The 12,082-nt window shown below is 61.7% G+C and carries 8 protein-coding genes; 2 read left to right on the forward strand and 6 right to left on the reverse strand.

The genetic code is table 11. The annotated features are described in order from the left end of the window. Positions 1-229 precede the first annotated feature (229 nt). Complete coding sequence (locus ACFPN2_RS13190; protein ID WP_380597205.1) at positions 230-1,669, forward strand: MATE family efflux transporter; 1,440 nt, start codon at positions 230-232, stop codon at positions 1,667-1,669. A gap of 66 nt (positions 1,670-1,735) precedes the next feature. After that, complete coding sequence (locus tag ACFPN2_RS13195; RefSeq protein ID WP_380597207.1) at positions 1,736-2,398, forward strand: cytochrome b/b6 domain-containing protein; 663 nt, start codon at positions 1,736-1,738, stop codon at positions 2,396-2,398. 74 nt (positions 2,399-2,472) lie between these two features. Here ACFPN2_RS13195 and ACFPN2_RS13200 read toward each other — a convergent pair whose 3' ends face one another. The 6 genes from ACFPN2_RS13200 to ACFPN2_RS13225 form a co-directional block, all read right to left on the reverse strand. Continuing rightward, positions 2,473-2,643: a hypothetical protein gene (locus ACFPN2_RS13200; protein WP_380597209.1), complete on the reverse strand. Its 171-nt coding sequence runs from the start codon at positions 2,641-2,643 to the stop codon at positions 2,473-2,475. A 119-nt stretch (positions 2,644-2,762) separates the two neighbouring features. Further along, the gene (locus ACFPN2_RS13205; RefSeq protein WP_380597211.1) at positions 2,763-3,143 is read right to left on the reverse strand and encodes a VOC family protein; all 381 of its coding nucleotides are present in this window, start codon (positions 3,141-3,143) and stop codon (positions 2,763-2,765) included. Positions 3,144-3,188: 45 nt separating this feature from the next. Next, positions 3,189-5,381 carry a 4-alpha-glucanotransferase gene (gene malQ / locus ACFPN2_RS13210; protein WP_380597213.1) on the reverse strand — a complete coding sequence of 731 codons (2,193 nt, stop codon included), beginning with the start codon at positions 5,379-5,381 and terminating at the stop codon, positions 3,189-3,191. After that, positions 5,382-7,547 (reverse strand): glycogen debranching protein GlgX, encoded by a 2,166-nt coding sequence (glgX, locus tag ACFPN2_RS13215; RefSeq protein WP_380597214.1) that lies wholly within the window; start codon positions 7,545-7,547, stop codon positions 5,382-5,384. It lies immediately after the preceding gene. 92 nt (positions 7,548-7,639) lie between these two features. After that, on the reverse strand, positions 7,640-9,538 hold the full coding sequence (glgB, locus tag ACFPN2_RS13220) for a 1,4-alpha-glucan branching protein GlgB (protein ID WP_380597216.1): 1,899 nt from the start codon (positions 9,536-9,538) through the stop codon (positions 7,640-7,642). 67 nt (positions 9,539-9,605) lie between these two features. Continuing rightward, positions 9,606-12,077, reverse strand: coding sequence for a glycogen/starch/alpha-glucan phosphorylase (locus ACFPN2_RS13225; protein ID WP_380597218.1), 2,472 nt, complete (start codon positions 12,075-12,077; stop codon positions 9,606-9,608). Positions 12,078-12,082: the final 5 nt, after the last annotated feature.

Genomic DNA, 12,082 nt, shown 5'->3' on the forward strand with positions numbered 1-12,082 from the left:
CTGTTCCTTCACGAAGGCGGCCCCAACGGGCCGCCTTTCTTATTTCTAACGTCCGGCCGGCCCGGCACGGGCGCAGGCACGTTCATGCGTCCGCTGCATCAGGACATCCTGGCCGGCGCCGGCTCGGCCGAGCCAGGTTGTGTCAGCTTCAGGCGGATGACGTGGGCGCGCGTTGACGCTACGCTGCGCGTCCTTTTGTACCGGCCCGGGCCGGCATCATCCGTTGCGTATGGACACCGCGCTCCCGCCATCGACCGCTCCGACTTCGTCCTTGCCTGCGCAGCGGCTGGATGCGTCGGGTCGTGCGCATGTGGACGTGCGGGCCATCGTCGCGCTCGCCATCCCATTCGCGGCGAACAGCGCAATTCAAGCGATCCTGAATCTCACGGACACCTGGTTCATCGGTCGCATCTCCACCAGCGCGCTCGCCGCCATCGCCTCGATTCACTGGCCGGTGATCGCCTGTATCGCGTTGTTTGGTGGCGTCGGCCTCGCGGGACAAACATTGGTTGCGCAGGCCTTCGGCGGTCGACGGCTCAAACGCGCGTCGCAAGCCGGTTGGATTTCGATGTGGGCCGCGCTGGCGGTCGCACCGTTGTTCTGGTTCATCGCGATGAACGGCAACGCCGTGCTCGACCCGTTCGGCCTCGCGCCTGACGTGCAAGCACTGGCAGTCCAGTTCTGGCAGCCACGCATGATCGGCGCGCCGTTGGGCGTGGCGCTGTGGGGCATCGTCGGCTTCTTCAATGGCATCGGCCGGCCCAAGATCTCTTTCATGGTCGAAGCGCTGGTCTGCGTCAGCAACGCGCTGTTCGCGCAATTGTTTATTTTCGAGTTGGGCTGGGGCATCGCCGGCGGCGCCTGGGCCACCAACTGCGCGCAGGCATTGGGCCTGCTGGTGGCATTGGGCATTTTCGTCAGTCCCAAGATGCATCGAATGTTTCATTCGCGCCTGATGTGGCGGCCCCGACTGCAAAAGATCGTCGGGCAATGCAAGCTCGGCCTGCCGATGGGCCTGCTGATCGCCGCCGACGTGCTCGGCTTCGCGATGTTTCAACTCATGCAAGTGCATCTGGGCACCGTGGGCGGCGCGGCGACCCAGGTGGTCATGATGCTCACGTCGATCTCCTTCGGCCCGGCGATCGGCATCGCGATGGCCGGCACGACGCTGGTGGGCCAGTCGATCGGCATGGGCAATCGCGACTGGGCTCGACGCATCGGCAACAGCATCATCGTGATCTGCATGACGTATATGGGCACCGTCGGCCTGTTGCTCGGGCTCACCGCACCGTGGCTGATTCCGACGTTCGTTGCCGATAACGATCCCCAGGCGCTGGCGGTGATTCAGCTCGGCACGACCTTGATGTGGGTGGCCGCGGCCTATCAATTGTTCGACGGATTGAACTTCGCTTCTTCCTTCAGCCTGCGCGGCGCGGGTGACGCGACGGTGCCGGCGATCTGCGTGCTGGTGCTGTCCTGGCTGGTGTTCGTGCCCCTGGCGCACAGCCTGTCGTTCAAGCCTGGCGGCGGCTGGGTCGAAGGGCTGCCGCAGTTCGGCCTGGGCGCGCTCGGCGGCTGGCTGGCGGCGCTCACCTACATCATCTTGATCTCAGTGGTTCTCCTGCTCCGCTGGCGCTCCGGCGCGTGGGAAAAGATCCGGCTTCGCTGACAGAGACGTCAGCGATTCGCGCCGTCGGCAATGCTATGGTTTGCGCCGGGCTTACGGGGCGACACTGTGAACGACACTGCTGCAAACGAGACATCTGCGATTCGCATCTGGGACTGGCCGGTGCGACTCACCCACTGGTTGTTTGTTTTCTGTATCACCCTGTCGTGGTGGACCGCCGAAGAGAACGTGATGGACTGGCATCGCTACAGCGGCTATGCGCTGCTGGGCCTGCTGGTGTTTCGTATCTATTGGGGCTTCGCCGGCAGCTCGAGCGCACGCTTCGCAAATTTCCTGCGCGGCCCGAGCGGCATCCTTGCTTACATCCGCGAGTCGCGTGAGGAACATCGCGACGCCGGCCACAATCCGCTCGGCGGCTGGAGCGTCGCCGTGTTGTTGACACTAATGCTGGCGCAAGTGGCGATAGGTTTGTTTGTCAGCGACGTGGACGGTATCGAGTCCGGTCCGCTGTCGCATCTGGTGAGCTTCGATACCAGCCGCACCCTGGCCGAAATTCACGAAATCGTATTCAACGCCATCCTGACCTTCGTCGGCCTGCACATCGCGGCCATTTTGTTTTATCTGCTGGTGAAGAAGGACAACCTGGTGATCGCCATGCTCACCGGTCATCGCCGCAACGTGCGCGTCAAGCCGATGCTGCCGGTGCCGGCGTGGCGCGTTCTGCCGGGCCTGTTGCTCGCGAGCGGTGTGGTGTGGTGGATTGCGACCTGAAGAAATAAAAAGGGGCGACCGATCCAGATGATCGATCGCCCCGGTTGTCTCGTCGTTATGCGCTGATTGTTTGTTTACTTCACCAGTCGCAGAGCAGGCCGCTCAGCCTTCCCCTGCAGTCGGTCGCGATGAAACCCGGTCTCGGGCCGGTACTGGAGCGCTTCGATGCGGCGCTGCAGTTCGGCGGCTCGCTCGGGATCGGGGGTGACTCGCGGACGCACCGGCAAAGAATCGGACTTGGTCATTCTAAACATCACTTTACCTCCCAGGCGGTGTTCCCTTTTCGCGCGGCGGTGTAACGCACCACAACGCGAAATGGATCCACCGACACACGAAACTTTTGCATCCCCTAATACGGATTGCGCTATTTCCACTGGTTCGCGGTATCCGCGAAGTTCTTGTTTTGCGGCCGGACTATACAGAATCGCTGGCCTGTAGGTGCTTCCATGACGATCCAGGTATGCACCTTCTCGATGCGCCGGGCGCCGAGGGCCTCGAGCCGTTGGGCTTCCGCCTCGATGTCATCGGTCTCGATGTCCAGATGCACACGACTGTCGTGTTTAACAGTTTGAACTTCGACGTGCAGACCGAGCTCGTCGGTGAGCATGCAGCGATACAGGGGACTGGGCTCTTCGTTCTTGGGTCGCAGCTCGTACCCGAGCGCGGCGGACCAGAATTGCGCGGCCTGTTCTAGGTTGTCGGTCTTGCAGTCGATGATGAATCCAGCGAGACGGCTGCGATGCATGGCTCTTCCTCAACGGCGCGCACGTTAGCAGAAAGCGGTCGCAGGTCACGCGTTCGGGTTCACACCTTTGCGAGCCGCATCCATCGCCGCGAGAATATCTTTAGTCTCGGGGCTGGAGAATATGTCAGTTAGTGACGCGGAAACTTTGCGTTGCCAGTTGGCATGCTCGGTGTCCGTGCCCGGCACGTTGACCGGATCGGTCATCCCGATCAAGTCCTCGATTTGCAGCAGTGCAATATTCGAACTGGACAAGCCGATGAAAGCATGCACCGCTCGCGACAACGCCGCTGAGTACTCAGGCAGCGGCTCGCCTTCATTCCAGTGCCACAAGCCCGCAGCGACCAACGCGCGTAACAAGCTCACTCGATCTCGAACACGCGAATCGTGTGCTTGCTGACGCAGCTCATCCGACGGATACAGATCGAGCTGCGCACGCAACGTCACATCGCTGCCTTCCCACCAGCCTCGCAACGTCGGCAAGTCGTGCGTCGTCACCACTGCCATCGCATGCGGAACATATTCATCGGGTCGCTTGAACGTGCCGTCGGGGCGTTGCTCGAACATCAACACCTTGTAGTGATAGGCGTGATAGCTCTCCATCGCCTCGGTCATCGCTTCCGGCACCGTGCCCAGATCTTCGCCGATCACGATGCAATGATGGCGCTGGCTTTCCAACGCCAGAATGGCGATCAAGTCGGCCAACGGATAGTGGACATAGGTCCCGTCTTTCGACAGTAGCCCGCGCGGCACCCACCACAATCGATACAACGTCATCACGTGATCGAAGCGCAGCGCCGCCACGTAACGCATCATGTTACGGACCAGCCCAACGAACGGCTGGTACTGTTGTGCTCTCAGTTCGACCGGATCCTGCGGCGGAATGCCCCAATCCTGGCCTTTCAATGCCAGCGCATCCGGAGGCGCGCCCACCGACGCGCCCTGCAAATACAAATGACGGTTGGACCACGTTTCCGAGCCCGCCGGATTCGCACCGACGGCAACATCACCATAGATGCCGATCGCCATGCCGGCCTCGCGGGCGGCGCTCTGCGCACCGGCCAGTTGTTCGGCAGCGAGCCATTGCAGATATTCAAAGTATTCGACGTCCTCGGCGCGCTCGCGAGCAAAGCGTTGCACGACCGGTGACGTGGGATCGCTATATTCCTCGGGCCAGCTCGGCCAGCCCCAGTATTGCGGGCCTTGCAGACGGAAGTGTCCGTCGAGCGCGTCGTAGATCGCGTGCAACTTCAGCGGTTCACCCTGGATCTGCTGGAACTGCCGGAATGCCTGACCGCGCGGCGTGTGCTCGTTGAGATGACGCGCGCGAAAGCTCTTGTACAACAACGACAGGATTTCAAACTTCGCCGCCGCCACTTTCACGTAGTCGACGTTCCGGGTCGCGCGCACTTCGGCCAGCGTCGCCTGGAATTTCGGGTCGGCGACCCGCTTCCGCGCCGGCTCGCACTCGGCGAAGTCGGGTACGTCCTCGACGCTGATATACAGCACATTCAAGAACTGCCGATTCGACGGCGAGTACGGGCTGATGTGCGCCGGATTCGCCGGCATCAACGCGTGCAACGGATTCAAGCCAATGATGCCGCAGCCGAGCGGCGCCGACAGCCGAATCAGATTGCGCAGATCGCGGAAGTCACCGACGCCCCAGTTGTCGTCGGCCCGCAGCGAGTACAACTGCACAGCGATGCCCCAAAGTTTCTTGCCCTCGGCGATCGCGTGCGCTTCGAAACATTGCTCGGGCGTGACGACGATGCGCAAGGTTCCTTGCAGGCCGGTGTCCAAGGCGAACGACGCGGTGTGATAGCCCAGCGGCAGAGCCGGCAGCTGCACGGACGAGCGGCGATAGGAAAGAGTGTCGACCTTCGCTTCCTCGAGCGCTTTCAGCTTCGACAGCTGCACGCTGCCGGAGCGCGGCTCACCACTCTCCAGCGTGACGCTCCAGTCGACCTTCTTCGCCGCGAGCCCCACGGGCACGGCGATTGGCACCGGGATGGGCTTCCCCTCGCGCGCGACCACGACCGGCGGCACGAAGCCCGTCCACCGGCGCGTCTCATATTCATGGATGGATTTTTCGGCCGCCGTGTCATCGGCGGCCTTAACGCCCAGTGCCGCCAGGATGGCGACCTGAGATTCGACCGACACCTGTTTGGGCTGGCCGCGAAAATCTAAATAGGAATCCGCGATTCCGTACAACCGGGCGAGTTGGCGGATCGGTTTATCCATTTAGGTTTTCAGCGAGAACCCGCTGCGAATGGTGCTGGGCGCATCGCCATCGGCGAGCAGGACGCAGGAATGCGGCGCGACCACGCAATTCTGCCCGGCACCGAGCCGGTCGCCGAGATCGTTGGCGCGCCAACGCGACGTGTCGAACACGATTTGCCACACCACGCCCGTGGTCGGCGCGGGCAAACGGAAGTCACAAGGTTGATCGCCGGCATTGCACAGAAACAGCAGATGTCCGTTCGGTGTTCCATAGGGATCGGTGAAAGCATGGCCGATCAGCACGCCGATGGCGCGAGCGTTGGCATCGTGCCAGTCGCCGGCGTTCAGCTCGTGCCCGAGCGGATGTCGCCAGCTGATGTCCTTATGCTCGCGATCCACCTGACGCGCGCCTTTCAGGAATGTATCGCGTCTCAGGCCGGCCGCATACCGGCGCAAGGTGAGCAGTTGCCGGACGAATGCGGTCAACCAGCTGCGACGCTCGGCGAGCGACCAATCCACCCAGCTGATCTCGTTATCCTGGCAGTAGGCATTGTTGTTACCGCGTTGCGTACGGCCGAATTCATCGCCGGCCAGCAGCATGGGCACGCCCTGCGACAGCAACAACGTCGCGAGCAGATTACGGATCTGCCGTTCGCGCACCTCGATCACCGCCGGATCGTCGGTCGACCCTTCGATGCCGCCGTTCCAGCTCAAGTTGTGATTATGGCCGTCGCGGTTGTCTTCGAGATTGGCTTCGTTGTGTTTCTGCTCGTACGCCGTGGCGTCGTACGCAGTGAAGCCGTCGTGACAGGCAATGTAATTGATGCTCGCCGTCGGCCGGCGGCCGCTGGCACGAAACAAATCGCTGGAGCCCGCGAAGCGCTCGGCAAAGTTGCCGAGAATGCCGGGATTGCCACGCCAGAAACCGCGCACGGTGTCGCGATACAAATCGTTCCATTCCGACCAGCCGGCCGGGAAGCGGCCGAGTTGATAGCCCTCCGGCCCCACATCCCACGGCTCGGCGATCAGCTTCACGTAACGCAGTGACGGCTCGTTCGCGACCGCTTTGAAGAATGCCGCGTCGGTGCGGAACGGCGCGTTGTCACGACCCAGCACGGCGGCGAGATCGAAACGGAAGCCGTCGACGTGCATCTCTTCCACCCAATACTTCATGCAATCGATGACCAGATTGCGGGCGGCGCCATGACCGATGGACAGAGTGTTGCCGGTCCCGGAGCGATCGACGTAACGGCTCAGATTGGTGCTGTCGAGCTTGTAATAGGCGGCATTGTCGAGGCCGCGCAAGCTGAGCGTCGGACCCTTCTCGTTGCCTTCCACGGTGTGATTGAACACCACGTCGAGAATCACCTCGATGCCGGCGGCATGCAGCGCCTTCACCATGGTGCGGAATTCGGCGACCGGATCTTCGACGCCGTAATCCGGATGCGGAGCGAACCACGCCAGCGAGCTGTAGCCCCAGTAGTTCACCAGGCCTCTTTTGGCCAGAAACTCTTCCGGGACGAACGCCTGGACCGGCAGCAGCTCGACGGCAGTGACGCCCAGCTGCTTCAGATAATTCACAACCGCCGGCTGGGCCAGGCCGAGAAACTTGCCACGCTCGCGCTCGGGCACGCCGGGATGCAGCTTGGTGAATCCTTTGACGTGCAATTCATAAATGACGGTGTCACGCCACGGCACCGCCGGCGGACAGTCTTCGCTCCACGCGAATTCAGATTGCACGACCCGCGCCTTGTACATGTACGGCGCACTGTCGGCAGTATTTATTTGCTCGGTCGGTTGCTCCGGCAGATGACCGAACAGCGAGGGATTCCACTGAAACTTGCCCACCACGGCGCGGGCATACGGATCGAGCAGCAACTTGTTCGGGTTGTAGCGCAGACCGTATGAAGGATCGTACGGGCCATGGGCACGATAGCCATATACGACGCCGGGGACTCCGTGCGGAGCGGGCAAAAAGCCATGCCAAACATTTTCAGTGCGCTCGGGCAACGTGATACGCACCAGCTCGTGCTCGCCGCTGTCATCGAACAGACAGAGCTCGACGCGCGCAGCGCCGCTGGCATGGACGGCGAAGTTCACGCCATCGCCGGTCCAGGTGGCACCTAACGGCGAGGGGGACCCGGCTAGCAGGCTGGCGGCGGAGAAATCGACTGGTACGGCGTTCATCGGGGGAATGGTGACCGATCCGGGGGCCGCGTGAAAAGTAGCGAATCGCGAAGATGTCTTATTGACTGGGCACTTTCAGGTTCTGCCGCACTTCATTCGCGCGCCCAGATCACAACCCCCAGGGGCGGCAGGTTCAACGTAATGCGCGCCGGGAAATCCCGCCACGGCTCGTCATACGCCTGCATTTCAGTCTGCGGTGCATAGCCGGAACCGCCGAACGACGCGTCGTCGCTGTCGAGCAGCTTGCGATAGCGGCCGCTGGCCGGTGCACCAAAAGTGTAATTGTCACGCGGCACGGGCGTGGCATTGAAAACGATCAGCAATTGCGTGCCACCCTCGCCCGGCAACCGCTGGCGCATGAATGCGAAAACGCTTTCGTTCGCGTTGTCCACTTCCAGCCAGCGAAAGCCCTCCCAGCTGTTGTCGCTGCCGTGGAGCTCGGGATAGTCGCGATACAAACGATTCAGCGCACGACACCAGGCCTGCAGCTGCCGATGATGCGGGTGTTGAAGCGCGGCCCAGGCGAGATCTTCATAGTCGCGCCATTCGTGCCATTGCCCGAATTCGCCGCCCATGAACAACAGCTTCTTGCCTGGATGCATCATCATGTAGCCCATCAGGAAGCGATGATTGGCCAGCTTCTGCCACTCATCGCCCGGCATCTTGTCCAGCAGCGAGCGCTTGCCGTGCACCACTTCGTCATGCGACAGCGGCAGGATGAAATGCTCCGAGAACGCGTACACGAACGAGAACGTGATCAGGTTGTGGTTGTGCCGGCGGAAGATCGGATCGAGCGCCATGTAGCGCAGCGTGTCGTTCATCCAGCCCATGTTCCATTTGAAATGAAAGCCCAGCCCGCCCAGATGCACCGGCCGTGTCACGCCCGCGAACGATGTCGATTCTTCCGCCATGGTGACGACACCCTGGTGGTAATGACCGACCGTCCAGTTCAGCTGCTTCAGGAAGTCGATGGCTTCCAGATTTTCTCGACCGCCATATTGGTTCGGCGTCCACTCGCCATGCTTGCGCGCGTAGTCGAGATAGATCATGGACGCGACCGCATCCACGCGCAGCCCGTCGATGTGATATTGCTCGATCCAGAACAGCGCATTGGCGATTAGAAAATTACGCACCTCATGGCGGCCGTAATTGAAAATCTTGGTGCCCCATTCCATGTGCTCGCCGCGGCGGGGATCGGAGTGCTCGTACAGCGCCGTGCCGTCGAAGTCCGCGAGGCCGTGACCGTCGCGAGGAAAGTGTGCCGGCACCCAATCCATGAACACGCCGATGCCGGCCTGATGCAAGCGATCGACGAAACGCATGAAGTCTTGCGGTGTGCCGTGTCGCGCGGTCGGCGCGAAGTGGCCCAACACCTGATAGCCCCACGAGCCGTCGAACGGATGCTCCGCGACGCCGACCAGCTCGACGTGTGTGTAGCCCATGTCGACGACGTATGGAATCAGCTGATCGGCCAGCTCGTCCCACGTCAGGAACGCCGGCTTGCGATGCCAGGAACGGCGCCACGAGCCCGGATGCAATTCATATATAGAGATGGGCGCGCGTAACGGATCCCAGTTGCGGCGGCGATCGAGCCATTCGGCATCGCCCCAGTTATAACCGCCGATGTCGGCGATGACTGAGGCGCTGTCGGGACGCAGTTGCATCTGAAATGCATACGGGTCCGCTTTCATCAGGTGCTGTCCGTGCGCGCCGACGATATCGAACTTGTACAGCGCGCCCACGGCGGCGCCGGGAACGAATGTTTCCCACACGCCCGACTGACCGCGCCGCTGCAGGACGTTGCGATTGCCATCCCACTGATTGAAGTCACCGACCACACTGACCCGCTGCGCATTCGGCGCCCACACCGCGAAGCGCGTGCCGGCGACGCCGTCATGCACTTCGAGATGCGCACCCAGCTTCAGGTGAATGTGGTGATGATTGCCCTCACCGAACAGGTGCAAGTCGAGATCGGAAAGAGCGGACGTCATAGCGATGCGTACGTGTTCGGTAGCCAGCAGTTCCTTCACAACCCCGCCCGGCCGCCCGGGTTCCCGATCACAGGACTGGTTTGATGGACCAGATATTATCCGCGTACTCGCGGATACTGCGATCGCTCGAGAACGGCCCCATACTCAGCGCGTTGATCACCGACTTGCGGGTCCATTCTTCCGAGTTCAGGAACAGCTCGTCGACGCGCGCCTGCGCGGCCATGTATTCATGGAAGTCCGCCAGCACCATGAAATGCTCGCCGTGGCTGAGCAGCCGGTCGCTGACCACTTTCGAGTCGAAGATATTATCCGGCGTGAAATAACCGGAATCGAGCAGCTCGATGGCCCGTTTCAGAGCTGGATTCTTGGCCACTTCGTCCGCGGGCGAGTAGCCATGCGCGCGGCGCTCGACCACTTCTTCGGTGGTCATGCCGAAAATGAAAATATTCTCCTCGCCCACCGCATCCTTGATTTCGATGTTGGCGCCATCCAGCGTGCCGATGGTCAGCGCGCCGTTCAGCGACAGCTTCATGTTGCCGGTGCCCGACGCTTCCATGCCGGCGGTGGAAATCTGTTCCGACAGATCGGCCGCCGGCATGATCTCCTGGGCCAGCGACACATCGTAGTCCGGCAGGAAACAGACCTTCAGTTTGTCGCCGATGCGCGCGTCGTTGTTGATGACGTGCGCCACGTTGTTGATGAGCTTGATGATGGCTTTTGCCATGTGATATCCGGGCGCCGCCTTGCCGGCGAACATCACCACCCGCGCCGGCATCGGATCGTTCGGGTTATCGAGCAGTTGCTGATATCGGCAAATGACATGCAGCAGGTTCAACAGCTGCCGCTTGTACTCGTGGATGCGCTTGACCTGGACGTCGAACATCGCGTCGACGCTTACCGTCACGCCGAGCAGCTGATGAATGGTCTTGGCCAGCCGCTCCTTGTTCACGCGCTTGATCTCACGGAAGCGACGGCGGAAGTCCGCATCGTCCGCGGCCCACTTCAAACGCTCCAGATCCTCCAGATCGTTTTCCCACGCCGAGCCGAGCTTCTCGGTCAGTAGCGTGGACAGCAGCGGGTTCGCCTGCTTCAACCAGCGGCGCACGGCGATGCCGTTGGTCACATTGGTGAAGCGCTCCGGCCACAGCTGAGCGAAGTCGGCAAAGATGGTTTCGCGCATCAGCCGCGAATGCAACTTCGCCACGCCGTTGACTCGATGACTGCCGACCACCGACAGATACGCCATGCGCACGCGACGATCGCCGTCCTCGTTGATGAGCGACATGCGACGGCGACGATCCAGGTCCTGCGGGAACTTGGCGCTGACCTCTTCGAGGAAATCGCGGTTGATCTGATAAACGATCTGCAAATGCCGCGGCAGCAGGCGCTCGAAGAACGACACCGGCCACGTTTCCAAAGCCTCAGGCAGCAGCGTGTGATTGGTGTAGCCGCAGATTTCACGCGTGAGCTTCCACGCCGGGCCCCACTCCATGTCATAGGTATCGACCAGCAAGCGCATCAGCTCGACGACGGTCAACGCCGGATGCGTGTCGTTGAGCTGCACGGCGATGGCATTCGACAGATCTTTCAGCGGTCGACGCTCGGCCAGATGCTGACCGAGCAGGTCCTGCAACGAGGCGCTGACAAAGAAATACTGCTGCTTGAAGCGCAGCTCCTTGCCTTGCGGAGTCGAATCGTCCGGATACAGCACGCGGGTAAGATTCTTCGCGTCGACCTGTTCGGCGACCGCGGCCGCGTAGTTGCCGTGATTGAAAGCTTCGATACGGAACGGCGTGATCGCGCGCCCCGACCACAAGCGCAGATGATTCACGGTGGGGCTGCGGTTGCCCGGAATCAGCAAGTCATAGCCGACGGCCCAGACATCCTGCGTATCGACCCACTCGTAACGCACGCGGCCGTGATCGTCGCGAGCCGCGCGACACTGACCGCCGAAGCGCACACGATGGCGCACGGCGCCCTGCCCGCTCTCCCAGAAGTTATGAAAGCCCAGCCAGGAGCTGGCGACTTCGCGTTGCGCGCCGTCCTTCTCGATGACTTGGGTAAAGATGCCGTAGTCATAGCGAATGCCATAACCGGTCGCGGCATAACCTAGCGTGGCGAGCGAATCCAAAAAGCACGCGGCGAGACGACCGAGGCCGCCGTTACCAAGGCCGGGATCTTCTTCCTCGGCGGCAATGTGTTCGAGATCGTGACCGAGCGATTGCACGGTCTCGCGCACTTCGGTCAGGAGCTCATCCTCGAACGAGGACAGCGCATTGATCAGGCTGCGACCGAGCAGGAACTCCATCGAGAGATAGCAGATGCGCTTGACGCGAGCGCGGGCCACCCGCTGACCGGTGGCGATCCAGCGCTCGGTAAGTTCTTCACGGACGGCAATGGACAATGCGTCGTAGATGTCGCGGCGGGTCGCGTTCTCGGTCGACTTGCCGAGCACCCGCTCGAGGCGATCGACGATCGACTCACGGACGGCGCCGAGGCGCAACGGCACCGCCGATCGAATCGCAGAAGTCTGCGCCATGAAAA

Origin of the sequence: Steroidobacter flavus (genome assembly GCF_042651805.1) — a bacterium.
Lineage (GTDB): Bacteria > Pseudomonadota > Gammaproteobacteria > Steroidobacterales > Steroidobacteraceae > Steroidobacter > Steroidobacter flavus.

Coding starts and splice junctions, on each gene's coding strand:
- ACFPN2_RS13190 (WP_380597205.1), top strand. CDS start 230: ATGGACACCGCGCTCCCGCCATCGACCGCTCCGACTTCGTCCTTGCCT.
- ACFPN2_RS13200 (WP_380597209.1), bottom strand. CDS start 2,643: ATGACCAAGTCCGATTCTTTGCCGGTGCGTCCGCGAGTCACCCCCGAT.
- ACFPN2_RS13205 (WP_380597211.1), bottom strand. CDS start 3,143: ATGCATCGCAGCCGTCTCGCTGGATTCATCATCGACTGCAAGACCGAC.
- malQ (WP_380597213.1), bottom strand. CDS start 5,381: ATGGATAAACCGATCCGCCAACTCGCCCGGTTGTACGGAATCGCGGAT.
- glgX (WP_380597214.1), bottom strand. CDS start 7,547: ATGAACGCCGTACCAGTCGATTTCTCCGCCGCCAGCCTGCTAGCCGGG.
- glgB (WP_380597216.1), bottom strand. CDS start 9,538: ATGACGTCCGCTCTTTCCGATCTCGACTTGCACCTGTTCGGTGAGGGC.
- ACFPN2_RS13225 (WP_380597218.1), bottom strand. CDS start 12,077: ATGGCGCAGACTTCTGCGATTCGATCGGCGGTGCCGTTGCGCCTCGGC.